At 37.3% G+C, this 17,313-nt stretch carries 14 protein-coding genes; 1 reads left to right on the top strand and 13 read right to left on the bottom strand.

The features are described 5' to 3' along the window. Positions 1-6: 6 nt before the first annotated feature. From secD to QKW49_RS25190, 13 genes are all read right to left on the bottom strand, one after another. Positions 7-1,269 (bottom strand): protein translocase subunit SecD, encoded by a 1,263-nt coding sequence (secD, locus tag QKW49_RS25250; protein WP_282865401.1) that lies wholly within the window; start codon positions 1,267-1,269, stop codon positions 7-9. A gap of 89 nt (positions 1,270-1,358) precedes the next feature. Continuing rightward, positions 1,359-2,024: an HD domain-containing protein gene (locus QKW49_RS25245; protein ID WP_282865400.1), complete on the bottom strand. Its 666-nt coding sequence runs from the start codon at positions 2,022-2,024 to the stop codon at positions 1,359-1,361. A 67-nt stretch (positions 2,025-2,091) separates the two neighbouring features. Next, on the bottom strand, positions 2,092-2,592 hold the full coding sequence (locus QKW49_RS25240) for a gamma carbonic anhydrase family protein (protein WP_282865399.1): 501 nt from the start codon (positions 2,590-2,592) through the stop codon (positions 2,092-2,094). Positions 2,593-2,915: 323 nt separating this feature from the next. Beyond that, the gene (locus QKW49_RS25235; protein WP_282865397.1) at positions 2,916-4,994 is read right to left on the bottom strand and encodes a methyl-accepting chemotaxis protein; all 2,079 of its coding nucleotides are present in this window, start codon (positions 4,992-4,994) and stop codon (positions 2,916-2,918) included. A gap of 81 nt (positions 4,995-5,075) precedes the next feature. Continuing rightward, positions 5,076-6,215, bottom strand: coding sequence for a glycerate kinase (locus QKW49_RS25230; protein ID WP_282865396.1), 1,140 nt, complete (start codon positions 6,213-6,215; stop codon positions 5,076-5,078). Positions 6,216-6,468: 253 nt separating this feature from the next. Continuing rightward, positions 6,469-7,743: a TRAP transporter large permease gene (locus QKW49_RS25225; RefSeq protein WP_282865395.1), complete on the bottom strand. Its 1,275-nt coding sequence runs from the start codon at positions 7,741-7,743 to the stop codon at positions 6,469-6,471. Between the two features lie 3 nt (positions 7,744-7,746). Then, positions 7,747-8,238: a TRAP transporter small permease gene (locus QKW49_RS25220; RefSeq protein ID WP_282865394.1), complete on the bottom strand. Its 492-nt coding sequence runs from the start codon at positions 8,236-8,238 to the stop codon at positions 7,747-7,749. 95 nt (positions 8,239-8,333) lie between these two features. Further along, positions 8,334-9,395, bottom strand: a complete 1,062-nt coding sequence (locus QKW49_RS25215; RefSeq protein ID WP_282865393.1) for a TRAP transporter substrate-binding protein — start codon at positions 9,393-9,395, stop codon at positions 8,334-8,336. Positions 9,396-9,443: 48 nt separating this feature from the next. After that, positions 9,444-10,631: a thiolase family protein gene (locus tag QKW49_RS25210; protein ID WP_282865392.1), complete on the bottom strand. Its 1,188-nt coding sequence runs from the start codon at positions 10,629-10,631 to the stop codon at positions 9,444-9,446. 20 nt (positions 10,632-10,651) lie between these two features. Further along, positions 10,652-11,494 carry a 3-hydroxyacyl-CoA dehydrogenase NAD-binding domain-containing protein gene (locus tag QKW49_RS25205; protein ID WP_282868237.1) on the bottom strand — a complete coding sequence of 281 codons (843 nt, stop codon included), beginning with the start codon at positions 11,492-11,494 and terminating at the stop codon, positions 10,652-10,654. A 26-nt stretch (positions 11,495-11,520) separates the two neighbouring features. After that, complete coding sequence (gene fabG / locus QKW49_RS25200; protein WP_282865391.1) at positions 11,521-12,258, bottom strand: 3-oxoacyl-ACP reductase FabG; 738 nt, start codon at positions 12,256-12,258, stop codon at positions 11,521-11,523. A gap of 21 nt (positions 12,259-12,279) precedes the next feature. Continuing rightward, on the bottom strand, positions 12,280-13,857 hold the full coding sequence (locus QKW49_RS25195; protein ID WP_282865390.1) for a CoA-transferase: 1,578 nt from the start codon (positions 13,855-13,857) through the stop codon (positions 12,280-12,282). A gap of 123 nt (positions 13,858-13,980) precedes the next feature. Next, positions 13,981-15,618, bottom strand: a complete 1,638-nt coding sequence (locus QKW49_RS25190) for an AMP-binding protein (protein WP_282865389.1) — start codon at positions 15,616-15,618, stop codon at positions 13,981-13,983. 563 nt (positions 15,619-16,181) lie between these two features. Here QKW49_RS25190 and QKW49_RS25185 point away from each other — a divergent pair. After that, complete coding sequence (locus QKW49_RS25185) at positions 16,182-17,192, top strand: LacI family DNA-binding transcriptional regulator (protein ID WP_282865388.1); 1,011 nt, start codon at positions 16,182-16,184, stop codon at positions 17,190-17,192. The last annotated feature ends 121 nt before the right edge of the window (positions 17,193-17,313 follow it).

Genomic DNA, 17,313 nt, shown 5'->3' with positions numbered 1-17,313 from the left:
CCCTCCTTATGCTCCATACAGCTTCGAATTTTTGATATTCATTCCAACGGTTTGTTTTAACAAGAATCTTGTTATAACGATTGCCGTAAACATACTGGCAATAATACCGATGGAAAGGGTTACTGCAAAACCTTTGATAGGGCCTGTACCAAATTTCCATAATACAGCCGCAGCAATGAGGGTAGTAATGTTCGCGTCAATGATTGCTGTAAAAGCTCTGGCAAATCCCGCATCTATGGATGCACGCAAAGTCTTTCCTAATTTTAATTCTTCCTTAATTCTCTCAAATATGACCACATTGGCGTCCACTGCCATACCTACCGCCAAAATTACACCTGCGATGCCCGGCAGACTTAGATTGACTCTGAATCCTGCCATAATAATCGCTACAATGGCGATATACGCAACCAACGCGATGTCAGCCACAAAACCGGGTACTCTATAATAAAGTATCATGAATAAGAAAACAAAAAGAATTCCTATTCCACCCGCCATAAGGCTTGTCTCCAATGCTTTTTCACCAAGCGTAGGACCTACGCTTCTAAGTTCTACATCTTTCAGAGAGAACGGCAGTTTCCCGGCATTGATCAGATTCGCCAGCCATCCTGATTCTTCTGCAGTAAAAGCACCTGTAATCACTACGTCTTGTGTAGTAATTTTTTCCTCTACACGTGGCTGTGAGATCACCGCTTCATCCATCTTAATGGCAATATAGTTCTTGCCTTCTCCTAATTTGCTAACCCGCTCTGTCCCTTCAGCAAATTTTTTGGTACCTTCATCACTGATGGTAAGAGAAACAAAGTTACCTGCCGGTTTAGCCTGATCATATTGTCCGTATTGTGCCTTGGCGCTTACAATTTCTTTTCCTGTGATAATTACATTTCCTTCCGCATCCACAAACTGCAATTCCGCTGTCGCACCCAATTTCTGAACCGCTTCTTCAGGGTTTGAGATTGCAGGAATTTCTATGCGGATTCTTTTTTCACCTTGACGTGTAATGGTCGCTTCAAAATATGTCAAATCATCTAAACGTTTCCTCAACATATCAATAGCTGTACTCATTTCTTCATCGGTGACGGTCTCAGCCATTGCTTCATAAGTAATAACCGAGCCTCCCGTTAAATCCAGCCCTCTTCTGATTCCGTTTTCAGGGTCCAATGCACTTGGAATATTCATTCCGAATAATGTAAGACCATAAAATGCTACATAAGCCAAAAAAGCAATGATAAGTGCTGCTAATCCAAATTTTACTAAACTTCTGGCCATCATTGGTATAATTCCTCCTTTTGTAAAATCACATAAAGTATTATATATCTCAGCTATAGTATAGTCAATACTTTAGAACACTTTAGAGCCTATTAGAGCAATTTTGTTCCATTGATCACTAACTCAAAATTCACATTTAAAAAGTCCGCTGCTCTTCTGCACATCAACATACGCGCAAGGAAAATCTCAAAATAATCCATCAGTGATACGATTTTGGTATCGATGGCTAATTCCAACAATACAGCGTTACGTTCGGCAATAATATGGGTATAAGATTTTTCAACGGCATAATTCACCCGATCATGAATATCAAAGGTCGCAAAGTCATTGTTTCTTACGCGGGTTCTTCTAACATCGGTCTTATCTGCCAGAATTAGCGCTGCTGAAACATTATTCACTGCCGAACCGGTGCCCTCATCATGGTTGCCTATTGCAGCAACGATGGTTGCTACTTCTTCAGCGTCCATCCCCATCCTTGTCAGCAAATTGAACGCCAATACTGCTCCGGTTTGAGCATGATCAACTCTGTTAACAACATTTCCTATATCATGCATAAACCCTGCAATTCTTGCTAATTCTGCATCTCTTTCACTATATCCGAGTTGCAGGAGGATATTGGCAGCGATTTCCCCTACCTTTACCGCATGGGCGATGGAATGCTCGGTATATCCCAAAACTCCCAAAAGCTCATTTCCTCTCTGAATATAGGTTCTAATTTCATGGTTATTCGAAATATCGTTATATGTAATATTAGGCACTTATACTCCCCCCACTCAAAATGTCTCTTAACATTAGATTTTTTGTTACTTTATAAAAAAATATTCGTTACTTATATTCCCTGCCAAGCATGACATACCTTTGCGCATTTTGATAGATTGACTCTATCTCTTCCGCAGTTAATTCCCGAACGACTTTAGCAGGGCTGCCCAATACCATCGAGTTAGGAGGTATTTCTTTACCTAACGTAACAAGTGCACCGGCGCCGATGATGCAGTTCTCTCCAATCACTGCTCCATTAAGAATGATTGCTCCCATCCCGATTAAACAGTTATCTCCGACCCGGCACCCATGTATGATAGCATTATGGCCTATAACAACATTATTCCCTATGATAGTATCCAAATTGTACCCACAATGTACGATGGACCCGTCTTGAATATTTGAGTTTTTTCCAATAATAATAGAAGCTACATCTCCCCGTAGTACTGTTTTAAACCAGATGCTTGAGTCTTTTCCAATTTGCACTTTGCCTATAACATCCGCACTAGGCGCGATAAAACAGGATTCGTGAATCTTTGGTAAAGTGCCGCTATAATTAAGAATCATGTGACTTTCTTCCTTTCATTGGTTTTTGAAGTGTCATATAACCGTTTTTGTACTACATAATGTCCCCCCCCCCTTGATTTTATACGCATTACAACAGCCCAGGCATAGCCTGGGCTGTTCATACTGCTCTTTTTTATTATTTATACTGATAAACGGCTATAGTATAATGTTTAAAATTATTTTACACATAATCCTCAATCATTATAACATATAATTTTTCTTATATAAAGTATTTTTTTCCAACTCCATATCTTAAATGCATGCTATGTTCTAAGTTATGCTTTTTAATATCTTGAGATCGACTCCACCATATATTTCTTACTTCAAACCTTAAATTTATCCAGAGATTTATTTAGTTGGTCTACTAACCCAGCAAACTGATTTGAAAGTTCTGCTAATTGCTGTGAGGCTACTGTTTGCTGCTCACTGGTTGCCATCACTTCTTCGGTAGATGCAGCAGCTTGTTGTGCTACTGTTGCTATACTATTAATAGTATTTACCGACTTCTCTTTATAGGTATCGATATCCTGCACAGCTATACTTACATCTTCAACTTGCTTAACCACTATTTCCATGGCATTCTCAATCTCCACAAATGCGTCATTAGTCATAACAACTGAAGCTTCCTGTTGTTTTAGTTTTTTATTAGCTCTATTTACTATCTCAACAGTACCTTGTGTTTCTGCCTGAATGTTTTTAATAATATTACCGATGATTACTGCAGACTCTCTAGATTTCTCAGCAAGTTTTCTTACCTCTTCCGCAACAACTGCAAATCCTCGTCCTGATTCACCTGCTCGTGCCGCTTCAATGGCAGCATTTAGTGAAAGAAGATTTGTTTGCTCACTAATTCCTTCTATAACCTCAATGATAGTTTTTATTTCTTTAGTGCTGCTGTTTAGTTGGTTAGCATGATTTTGTATATCGCTGAACATATATACCATGTCTTTTGTATTTTGGTTCAAATCATCAATTATTGTTACTGCATTATTTCCTATGGCATTTGTCTTGACAGTAATATCTATAATTCTTTTTATTGTTGCATTTACATTGTCAATTTTACCAGCCAGCTGGTTCATGATATCTGTACTATTCTCTGCTTCTTTTGCCTGTTCATTAGCACCCTTTGCAATTTCTTCTACTGCAACAGAAACTTGTTCAGCGGCTAAAGCAGATTGCACCGCTACTTGATTAATGATACTTGTATCTTTTACTACGAGTGCCAGTACTTGGCGGGTATTGATAATTAATTGCCTGATATTCTCTATCATAACATTAAAACTTTTTCCAAGCTGTCCTATTTCATTTTTTTCCTTAATTTCCGATACTGCGTTTAAATATCCCTGCTCGGCTTTCCCCATAAGGTCCATAATGTTTTGCAGGGGTTTTGAAATGCTCTGTGAAATTATCACTCCTATGAATATTGCTAATAATATAAATATGATACCTATCATTGCTGTCCATCTTCCGACTATATGCATATTTGTCATTAGCGAACTTATAGGTATCATGTTCACAATCTTCCAGCCATTTATGCATGAAGCATAGGCAACAAGATAATTATTCTTCAATATTGTTCCGTATTCATTTTCAGTAAAAATGTCTTTCTCATACTCGTCGGAAAACTGTTTACCTATTTTTTTAATATGAGAATGGGAAATAATTGTTTTACTTGTATCCAACATTATCATTTCCGTATTTTCACCTAAGCTTACATTGTTATAAATAGTTTCTATTGCGGATTTATTAATTACGAATATCAGAATTCCTACTGTCTTTCGTGTGCGGACATTTATCAATTTTCTCATTAAGTATATTTGATCGTATGATTCTTTTAAGCTTGTTACCCATACCGGTGCATTATCACCATTATATATCTCTTTGAATACTTGAGTGTTCTGGAACTCTTCTGCTCCTAACAAATCGGATATTCCTTCAAAAGATACATTAGAAAATGTCTCACCATCAGGTTTATATAGAATTATATTTTTGATATCGTGATTAGTTAGAGCAATAGATCGTAATATACTCTTTATTTCAATTGAATCTTGTAGCTTTTCCGCGCCATCGGAATATTTATCTTTGGAAATAATATCAATAAGTTTCGAATTTGTCACTAACATTGTCGTTAGCTTTTCCAGCTCCGTAATCTTAAAATTAATATTTTCTGCAGTTTGTTTTAATAACTCCTTAGAAAACATACCTATTTGATCTTCCACTGTATTCTTAGCACTATAGTATGAGAAACTACCTATTACTATTACTGGTATTATACTTAACAGCAGAAAGAATGTTATAAGTTTTGTTCTAATTGCTGTATTACTCATGAGTTTAAAATTAGAAAGTTTTACACCATTCAAGACCTTAAGCAATTTATTCACTTGGTAATATATTTTTTTCATATTTTACCTCTCCCGTACTTTATGTACATCTAGTTTTTATTTATAGGAAAAATTTCTTTTTGCTTAAACTCAATAATAATATTATGAGATATCCATACCCATTTTAATAATACGCATTATTCTTTCAGCCGCGTCTTCTAGAAGTTCAGATGATTTGGCCATTGCTTCACTAAGAGGCATTGCTTTATTTACTGTACTCATGATACCATCCACACCGTATTCGTATACCGCTGAAGCACCTTCACCAATATCTCCAACAATAGCTAAAACAGGTACACCGTATTTTTTTGCTCTTTGCCCTACTCCAACCGGAACCTTTCCATAGATGGATTGTCCGTCAATTTTTCCTTCTCCTGTAATAACCAAATCAGTTGTAGGTAAATGTCTATCTATATTTACTACATCTAATATTGTTTCAATTCCCGACTTAAGCTGGGCATTGCAGAAAACCATTAGTCCTGATCCTAGTCCTCCAGCCGCTCCTGCTCCCGAAACATCTTTAATGTCCTTTCGTAATGTCTGTTTGATAATATCGGCATATTTTTTTAGATTTCCATCCAGCTCTTTTATCATATCTGGTGTCGCACCCTTTTGCGGACCATATACCGCTGAGGCACCTTTTTCACCGCACAGCGGATTGGATACATCGCAGGCTACGATAATTTCTGTTTGGTTTATTCTTGAATCTAGATTGGAGACATTAATAGCTGCAAGCTTGCCAAGTTCTCCACCACCATACCCAAGCTCATTTCCATCTTGATCTTTAAAGGATACTCCTAGTGCCTGTGCCATTCCCAATCCTCCATCATTGGTCGCACTGCCACCAATACCAATTACAATTTTTTTGCACCCTTGGTCTAAAGCCGCTTTAATTAACTCTCCGGTACCATATGTAGTCGTTAACAATGGGTTTCTCTTCTCTTCCGAAATTAACGGTAGTCCTGACGCCGCTGCCATTTCAATTACTGCAGTGCCATTTTTCAGCACACCATATTCAGCATATATTTTTTTGCCTAACGGTCCTGTAACGTAAGCTTTCTTGATCTCTCCTCCAGTACCTATAACTAACGCATCTACTGTTCCCTCTCCACCGTCAGCAATAGGTATTTTAACTACTTCTGCATTAGGAAATACTTTCCTTATTCCTTTTTCTATCTTATTTGCAACACTAATGGTTGTATTACTTCCTTTGAAAGAATCAGGAGCTATTAATATCTTCATTGGATCACCTCTATTTATTAGTTTAAAATAAATGGCTTAATAATAATGTCCTCCATATATGAGATTAAAGTACCATAGAATTGATTCTATGGTACTTTAATACTGCTAAATCTGTTAACTTTATTAGCCTAATTTTAGATCTCTATTGCTAGTAGTCGTTATGTTAAATTGAATTCAATTTATAATAAGTCACTCATTAAGAAATGGTTTTGTTAATAATTCTTATTGCAAATAATATTAAGATCTGTTTTTACTAGCGTAGCAGTGAAGGCAGCCATGTTGATAGTGCTGGAATAAAGCTAATAATTAGAACATCGACCAATAAAATTGCAACAAATGGCATAATCGCTTTTGATATTCTTTCTATCTTTATATTGGCAATTCGCGATGCTACGAATAGATTAAGTCCTACAGGAGGCGTAATCATTCCCATTGCTAAATTCACAACCATAATGACACCAAAATGAATCGGATCAATTCCTAAAGTTTCAACAACCGGCATTAAGATTGGAACAAAAATCAGAATGGCCGCAGCTGCTTCCACAAACATTCCCGTTATCAAAAGTAATATATTAACAACTATAAGGAACGCAATCTTACTTGATGTAGCGCTTAAAACTGCTTCTGAAATCATGTTTGGCACATCTAGTAAGTTTATAATATAGCTAAATAATCCAGCGGTTCCGATAATAATCATAATTACGGCCGTAGTGACAGCAGATTCTTTGAAAATCCCTGGCAAATCTTTAATTCTCAATTCTTTATAAACAACAAAACCTATAAATAATGAATAAACTACAGCTACTACCGCCGCTTCTGTAGGTGTAAATATACCACCGTAGATACCACCTAATACAATAAGCGGCATCAATAATGAAAAAATTGCTCCTTTAAAGGCTTTCCAAATATCTTTAAGCGTGCTCCTTTCAACACCAACATACCCTCTTTTTTTAGCTACAATATAAGCTGCTAAAAGTAAAGTAACAGTGACAAAAACTCCTGGCAAAACCCCTGCCATAAATAGGTCTCCAATAGATTGCTTCGCCGCAATACCATATAATATCAGAGGAATACTTGGTGGAATAATTACCCCTAACGCTCCTGATACTGCCTGATTTGCACTAGCATAGTTTGCATCATATCCCTTTTTAATCATAGCGGGTATGAGAATAGAACCTACTGCTGCTGTTGTAGCAGCGCCGGAACCGGATATGGCTGCAAAAAACATTGAGGTAACAATAGCAACCATTGCAAGTCCTCCAGTAATATGTCCTACTAAAGTATATGCAAAGTTTACTAATCGCTTTGAAATTCCTCCAGACTGCATTAGATTTCCGGCAACCATAAAAAACGGAATGGCCATAAGAGGGAAGGAGTTAAGAGAATTAAATATTTGTTGTGCAACAATCTGTAAAGATCTTAAATCTCCCAAATATACAGTTAATGCTGTTGATAATCCTAGGGCAAGTGCAATAGGTACGCCTATTAGAAAAAAGATTAATAATGAAATAAACATAAATGCAACCACTTTTTATTCCTCCTTCCCTATAAATTCTTCTATAATTAATGCTACCGTATTAAGAAGCATCAGTAAACCACCTGCAGGCAGTGCTAACATAGGCCAAAACATAGATAATCCGGTACTAGGTGCTTTTTGACGAGAAATCGCCTGAGCCATCTCGTATCCGTTCATGATAAGAAAATAAAATAAGATTGAACATAATAAATAAATAGTAACTTTTAGTATTATCCGTGCTTTACCTTTCGCTAGATCAGGTAGTATGTCAATTGCAATTAGCGCACCTTCTCTCATTGCATATGCTGATCCTAATAAAGTCATCCATATCATTACAAAACGAGAAACTTCCTCTGAAAAAGTTAGTGGTGTCCCAACTACAAATCTAGCGAATACTTGCCAGAAAATCAGGACTGTCATTAGACCGACTATAGCCGCTAATATATAGCCGTTAATCTTTTGAATAAAGTCAATAAATCGAATATACTTTCTCAAAATTGCCTGCAATGTGTATTCCTCCTTACAAACTAATCAACAAGCTCTTTGAACATTATTGTCTAACGGGGTAGCAAATGCTTATCCGTGCTACCCCTTTAAACTAATTATTCATATTTGTAATTTCTCACGCGCTCTATTAAATCTTTATCAATTCTTGGTGCCCATTTTTCATATACTGGTTCAACTGCTTGTCTAAATGGCTCCAAATCAGGTCTGGTTACTGTCATGCCTTTTGCTTCTAAATCTTTTATGATTTCTTCTTCCTGTGCCTGATTAAATGCACGCTGAACCGGTACCGCAACAGCTGCTGCTTCAAACATTGCTTGCTGATCTTCCGGAGAAAGGGTATCAAACAATTGCTTGCTAATCATAAGTGGTGCAGGAGAGTACACATGCTGAGTCAGGTTTAAATATTTCTGAACTTCATCAAATCTTACTTCACGAATTGTTGCCAGTGGATTTTCTTGGCTATCGATTACCCCTTGCTGTAAAGCAGTAAACACTTCTGTCCATGCCATAGGTGTCGCACTAGCTCCTAAAGCTGTCCAGGTATCTAACTGAACCTCACTTTCCTGTGTACGATGTTTTATTCCAACCAAATCAGACGGTGTATTAAGCGGTCGAACATTATTGGTATTATTTCTCACGCCATTTTCCATCCAGCCAAGAACAACTATATTCGCATCTTCTGCAATTCTCTCTTCTAAGAAATCTCCGATTTCACCATCTAAGACTGCATAGGCATGATTAACATCTTTAAATAGATATGGCAAGTCAAACATAAAGATTTCTTTAACAAATCCTCCTAACGGACCAGTAGAACTAATTGCCATATCTATTGTGTTAACCATCATACCTTCTATTGCTTCACGTTCTCCGCCTAAAGCGTTATTGTAATGTGGCTTTACTGATAAACGGCCGTTTGTTCTTTTTTCAAGTTCTTCTCTGAATTTTTGTATTCCTACATCATGGTGTGAATCTTTACCCAGTGGAAGACTTACATCAAATACCTTTTCAGGCTTTTTCGCCGAATCATTATCACCTGCATCTGCATTACTTGGTGTGCCTGAATTATTCGGTTGTTTTGACCCACAACCAGTTAAAGCAATAGATAGTACTAATATTAATAAAGTAACGCATGTAAATAATTTAAAACCTTTTTTCATTTCTTAACTCCTCCTTAGTAATTAATTGATTTTGTTTACTGATTACACTTAGTTACGTTCAAAAACCATTGATATTCCCTGTCCACCCCCTATGCACATTGTTACCAGACCTAATTTTGCATTCCGCCTTTTCATCTCATACATGAGTTTTACAGGTAGTATCGTTCCACTTGCACCTACCGGGTGCCCCATTGCGATAGCACCACCATTGACATTTACTTTACTCTCATCAAGTCCTAAATCTTTTATAACTGCTACTGATTGAGATGCAAAAGCTTCGTTTAACTCGATTAGGTCAATATCTTCTACTTTTAGATTTAATTTTTCTAGAAGTTTCTTTGTTGATAGAGCCGGTGCAAATCCCATAATTTCCGCTTCATTACCTGCTACTGCAAATCCTTTTATAGTTAACACCGGTTTTAGTCCCAGCTGCTCGGCTTTTTCTCTCGACATCAATACTACTGCTGCTGCACCATCATTGATTCCTGAAGCATTTGCTGCTGTTACGGTCCCATCCTTTTTAAATACAGTCTTTAACTTTGCGAGTTTTTCAAGTGACAGGCCTCTTCTTGGATGCTCATCGGTATCAAAAACAACAGTTTGTCCTTTTCCGGCAGGAACTTCAATAGGAAGAATCTCATCTTTAAACTTTCCTTCATCGATTGCTTTGATAGTTTTCTCCTGACTGGATAAAGCAAAAACATCCTGTTCTTCTCTTGTTATGTTAAATCTTTCGGCTACATTTTCTGCGGTAACTCCGTTATGGTAAGGTCCCATTGGCCAGGTAAGAATAGTTAACAGTCCATCTTCAAACTGTCCATGTCCCATCTTATATCCAAATCTTGCACCTTTAACATAGTAAGGTAATTGGCTCATATTTTCTGTACCGCAGGCTACGGCTACTTCCGCATGTCCTGTTTGAATTGCCATAACTGCATCAGCAACTGCCTGCAATCCTGAACCACATTGCCTGTTAACAGAATAAGCTGTTGTTTCTAACGGCAGTCCTGCTTTTAGAGAACACATACGTCCTATAAATCCGCTTTCTGCAATCTGTCCTACATTTCCTACAACGACTTCATCTACTAATTTGCCGTCTATGCCTGCTCTTTTTACAGCTTCCTTTATTACGAGGCCTGCTAAATCTGCTTGGTGTATATCTTTTAAACTCCCCCCAAAAGCTCCTATAGCTGTCCTTACTCCACTTACAATCACTACTTCCTTTAAATTACTCATTTTGTATCCCCCATTTACTGTTAATTGTATTTATAAAACCCTTTTCCGCTTTTTCTTCCCAAATGGCCGGCGCTTACCAGCGTTTTAATAAGTGGACATGGTCTGTACTTTGAATCAGCAAAACCTTGATATAGTCCTTCCATAGTAGCAAGCATAACATCCAACCCTACAAAATCTGCTAACTCTAAAGGACCCATTGGTAAATTTGCACCTAATTTCATTGCTTTGTCCACATCTTCTGCTTTCGCGCCTTCCATCACGCAAAAAGCTCCTTCATTCATCATAGGCACAAGTATTCTATTTACCAAAAATCCCGGTAATTCCGGTGCTTCTACCGGTTCCTTATTTATTTTCAATGAAAATCCCTTTACAACATTAAATGTTTCTTCAGTTGTTCCTATTCCTCTGATCAGTTCGACTAATTTCATAATAGGAGCTGGGTAGAAGAAATGAACCCCCATTACTTTACCAGGCCTTTTGGTAACTGACGCCATTTCTGATATGCTAAGACCTGACGTATTTGAAATAATAATTGTATTCTCGTCTGCTATTTTATCTAGTTCACTAAATACCTTCTTCTTCAAATCCATTTTCTCCGGTACCGCTTCTATAATTAAATTAGCTTCTTTGGCATCTTGATAACTGCTACTGTATCTTAACTTGCCCAACATATCTTTTACTTCTTCAGGTGACATCTTGCCCTTTGACACCAATTTATCTAGAGTTGCAGCTACTTTTTTTTCGGCGTTTTTTATTTGCTCACCGGATATATCGATATTAGTAACTTCAATTCCAGCTCGCGCCACTGTCTGTGCAATGCCGCTCCCCATTAAACCGGCCCCTATAACAGCAACTTTCTTAATTTCCATTTGTGACTCCTCCTTCTGATTTATAGAATCATTCCACCTCCGACATTGATCACTTCACTAGTAATATATGCTGCCTCATCTGAAGCTAAAAAAGCAATGAGATTTGCTACATCCTCCGGCTTTCCAGCTCTTCCTGCAGGAATTTTACTAACCATGATGTCCCATACCTTTTCGGGTACTCCTCTTGTCATATCGGTTTCAATAAATCCCGGGCAGATTGCATTGACGGTTACATTTTTTGAAGCCAATTCTCTTGCCGCGGTTTTAGTAAGACCCACTACACCTGCTTTGGATGCTGCATAGTTGGCTTGCCCGATGTTTCCTAGCCAACTGGCTGATGCTATGTTGATGATTCTGCCGTATTGCCTTTCCCTCATTACTTTCGCCGCAGTCTGTGTGCAGTAGTATGTGCCTGTTAGGTTTACCGCTATTACCTGATCCCATTGTTCATCAGACATCTTATGCAGCATACCGTCTCTATTGATACCGGCATTGTTTACCAATATATCCACTTCACCAAGCTTTTCTGATGCTTCTTTAAACATTTGCTCCACATCTTCTCTTTTTGCGATATTGGTCTGAACTGCTATTGCTTGCCCACCGCTTTGCTGTATTTCCTTGCATGTTTCACTGGCATTATTGATATCAATATCGCTTACTACCACTTTTGCCCCTTCTTGAGCCAATTTCAACGCAATGCCTTTCCCTAAACCCCGTCCTGCTCCGGTAACAACAGCTACCTTATCTTTTAACCTCATTCAAAACCCCTTCTTTCACTTTTATTTTTTATTGATTATTTCTTTTAAACCAAACTGACCTTCTTCAAAAATCCTTGCATCCATCACTTTTAGGTTTCTATCAATAACAGGCGTAAATTCCATCAAGCTGAGCACATCTTTTTGTAAATCTATACCAGGTGCAATTTCAATCAACACGGGGCCTTCCTTTCTTAATTCAAATACGGCTCTTTCGGTTACAAAAATCATCTTTTGTCCTTTTTTTCTGGCAATCGACCCATTGTATGATATTTGACTAACTTTCTTAACCAGCTTTTTAACAGCACCTTCCTTGATAATGTGTAGTTTTCCGTCCTTAAAATCCACTTCCAATCCCTTTGCTGTAAATGTAGAACAGAAAATAACATACTTTGCATTTTGAGTGATATCTATAAATCCACCGGCACCTGTACATCTATCGCCCATTTTGGTGGCATTTACATTTCCCTCTATATCCATCTCTCCGGCTCCCATAAAGGTAAAGTCCGCACCGGCACCATTATAAAAGTCCATCTGGGCGTCATGGCTGATCATTGCGTATAGGTTTTTTCCTATTCCAAAATCTATTCCTCCGGCCTGAACACCTCCATAAATACCTGATTCCACTGTGATCATAATGTCATCGGTGATCTCTTCTTCCGCCGCGATAGACCCTATCACATCATTGGGGATCCCCGTACCAAGATTAATAATCGCATTTTTTTCAAGCTCCATCATAGATCTTCTGCCGATTACTTTTCTAATATTGAGCGGAAGAGGCTTGATGCTGCTCATTGGTACTCTAATATCTCCACAGTAAGCAGGGTCAAAGAACCATGAGGATGTTTGTTTATGATCTTCCATTGGGTTTTCACAAACTACTACTGCATCTACAAAGACTCCCGGTACGATTACCTGCTTGGGATGAAGTGTCCCGGTTTGCGCCACCCTTTTGACTTGTGCAATGACTTTTCCGCCAAAACGTTTTGCCGCTAAAACCGCAGGCAGCATTTCAAGTTTCATCGCTTCTTCTTCAGTTGTAATATTGCCCATTTCATCGGCAGTGGTTCCCCGGATGATCACTACATCAAGAGGGATCGCATTATAATGTAAATACTCTTCTCCTTTTAGTTCGACTACATCTACGATGTCAGGAAGCTCTTTTGTTCTTGCATTCATTTTTCCTCCTTCTACTCTTGGATCAATGAATGTCCCCAGTCCGACTTTGGACAGTTTCCCCGGAAGTCCGCAAGCCATCGAACGATACAGTTGCGCTATTTGTCCCTGGGGCAAGCAGTAAGCCTCTACCTTGCTGCCGGATATCATTTCCATCCATCTTGGCTGAAGGCCCCAGTGTGAACCAATAATCCTTTTTACAAGTCCTTCATGTGCAAAATGTTGAATACCAAATTTTCTATCGCTCTGCCCGGCAGAATGAACCAATGTTAAATTATTCGGTTTTCCGGTTTCTAAAAAGCTGTTTTCTATTGCTTTTAATATCGATTCCGACGCACCTATTAATGTCATTCCTATGGTTGCAATCGTATCACCATTTTTTATCATTGCAGCTGCTTCTTTATCACTAATAAAATTTGCTTTCATTCTTTCACCTCGATATTTAAAAAACTTTAAGAAATACAAAATATTAAATAAGTTCTAAAATCCCAATAAAATTATAAGATGTTTTTTGGTACCGATCCCAATTTTAATAATAGTTCCATTACATTATGCGGAACCATATAGCTCTCTAACCATTCTCTTGCTTATTTTTCCACTGGCTGTGTGTGGTAAGCTATCAACAAACTCTACATATTCTGGAACTTTATATTTTGCCATGTGTTCACTTGCCCACTTTTTAATCTCTTGTTCCGTTAGTGTATATTGTTCATTTAAAGCGGTAACCGCTTTTACAATTTCTCCATATAGAGCATCCGGGATTCCTATTACCGCTACCTCTTTAACGGCAGGATGCCTATATAAGACATTCTCAACTTCAAGAGAATAGATCTTCTCACCCCCTCGGTTAATCATATCTTTTTTCCTGTCTACTATATAGAGATATCCATCATCATCAATTCTGGCTAAGTCACCTGTCTTAAACCATCCATCCTTTATACTGCTGTCGGTAACTTCGAGATTATTCCAATACTTTTCCAACACGACTGTCCCTTTTACTAAAAGCTCACCGACTTTATTAGGAGGAAGCATATTTCCTTGCTCATCAACAGTTTTTATACTTAACCCCGGAATGGGTAATCCAGATGAGCCAATCTTACCGCCGCCGTATACATCTACCGGAAATATTGTAGCAGGGGAACTTGTTTCTGTAAGTCCGTAAACAGTATGGAAATCCATACTGGGTAACCATTTCTTAATTTTGATCAAAACTTCCGGAGGCATATTTGCACTCCCACACGCTGCCTTTTTTAAACTTCTTAATTCACCAAAATGTTCTGACTCTTGAAGTAGAAGTATAAACACCGTCGGCGATCCATGCAAAAAAGTGATATTATGTTTCTCAACACATTGGAGAACTTTTTCAGCATTAAAATACGGTTGAAGGTATATCGTACCTCCTATATGAACAAATAATCCCATAAGTGCTGCCAAACCTGTTATATGAAATATAGGAATTGCGATAACTGTGCTGTCAGCATCCGTTAAACCAAAGATTCTTTTATAACTAATGATACCATGCAAAATATTAAAATGAGAAAGTAGAACTCCTTTTGGTGCTCCGGTCGTACCGGATGTATACATAATTACAGCATGATCATGTACTTTTGGTAAATCATAACCATTTAAGATATCTAACGATTTTTCTTTATAGAGTGCCCCCAATGCGTTTGCCTCTATATCATGGCAGCACTCGCTCCCCGATACTATACAATGTTCTATACGTGTTAGATGTATGATATCTTCTACGTTTTTCCACCATTGCCTATCCAGAACTAAAAGTTTAGCTCCTGAATGCTCCAAGGGGTGAAGCAGTTCCTCACTTTTAGATTTTGTATTCAACGGTACTGAGATCGATCCCAATTTTGCTAAAGCATAAAAACATATACAAAAATCAATACTATTCACCATTAGTAGCGCCACTCTGTCTCCTTTTCTTACACCATATGTAGAATAAAGATTTGAAGCGGTCCTGTCTACTATTTCTTTGCATTGTTTGAAAGTTACCTGTCTCTCCTGCTCCACAAGAGCTGGCTTTTCCGGAAAAAGAGCTGCTGTATTGCAAAGACTTATATATAAATTCTCCGGCTGTTCTTCAAAAATATCATATTCTTTATTGCTATAAACTTCTTTCTTCATTCCCTTCACAGCTTCAGAAAGCCAAATACTGTTATCTGCTGGATTCATCAAGTTATCCCTCTTTCTACTAAAAGAAATTTAATCACTTTAAACATCTGAAACTGTTTTTAAAAAATAATACTACCTCAGATATTTAAATAATAGCCAATGAATTATTGATTGTTATAAGAGACATACAACCCTAATAAATATATTGGAATCGATCCCAATATGTTGAATTATACCTTTTGAAAACTATAAAAAATATACAAAACGGTGTTGTTTTTATATATCAAATTATACACTTCTGACCACTATTAATGCAAATATTAAAATTTGCCATTATAATAGATCTTAATGGTATCGCTCCCAATTTCTCTTTTATTCTTTAGAAAACTTCGTCATATATTTTTTTTCATCCACATCTCTATAAATGCACAATTATTTACAATGGACTGTTGAACTTTTTCTATATTTTATGATATTATTTTATAAAAGGTTATCTGAATACGAGATCGATTCCAAACTTTGATTCATTTGTATTTATAGGTAGTTTTAATTCCAATAATAAAAAACCTTTTTTCTGCAGATAGTTCTAAACATAAACTATATTTACAAAAAGGAGTATCTTAATGAAAAAAAATACTATTAACGATATTGCTAAATTAGCTGGGGTATCAAGGTCAACCGTGTCAAGAGTACTGACAAATAACCCTAATGTAAATCCAATCACTAGGGAAAAAATACAGAAAATAATAGACACTTATAACTATCATCCCAATTCTCTAGCTAGAGGCTTAGTACTTGGAAAAATAGATGTTATTGCACTCATCATCGGAGATATCCGTAATCCGTTTTACTCTGAAATGACTTGGGTCATTGAGAACATTTTAAATCAAAACGGATATATGGTTGTTCTTTGCGATAGCGAATATATGATAGAGAAAGAAGAGTTATATCTTGAAGCTGCAAAACAATATGGTTTTGCAGGTGTTGTTTTGACATCAGCTCTTGAAAATGACCGCATCAATGCCGCCATAAAATCTCTGACCTGTCCAGTTATACTTCTGAACAGATATATCAAGTCATTTGAAGGTGATGTCGTAATTACTGATAACTTTCAAGGAGGCTATATAGCCACCAAACATTTAATAGAATTGGGACATACAAAAATAGCCATTCTAACCGGTCCTATTAATTCTACATCCAGCTTAGAAAGATTTAATGGATATAAAAGCGCATTAGAAACCTTTGGCTTGGAATATTGTGAAGATTTGGTAGCCTATGGGGACCTCAAGATGGAAACGGGATATAAATATGGGTGCACCTTGCTAGAAAAAGATAAAGATCTGCCAACTGCTGTAGTCGCCGGAAATGATTTAATGGCTATCGGAATTATGGAAGCATATCAAAAAGCAGGTATGAGCATCCCTGAACACTTAAGCATCATCGGATACGATGATATTCCTATATCATCTATAACCAGTATTAACCTCACTACCGTCAGGCAGCCTTTTTATCAAATGGGTGAGATAGTACCCGAACTCTTGTTAAAACAAATTAATAATGAACAGTATAGTCATAGAAAGATTATTTTAACGCCCGAACTGATCGTTCGGGAAACCACAAAGTCACTTTATTAAGGATACCTTGCACTATGTCATTCTTTAATAAGCACTTCACGCTAGCTTTTAAATACTATGGGGAGTGGCATTATATTTGAAGAAAGTACCATAGAATAAACTCTATGGTACTTTAATACCT

It is taken from the genome of Petroclostridium sp. X23 (assembly GCF_030013905.1).
Lineage (GTDB): Bacteria > Bacillota > Clostridia > SK-Y3 > SK-Y3 > X23.
Note: the sequence above shows the minus strand (reverse complement) of the source record. Positions and strands in the feature narration are given on the sequence as shown.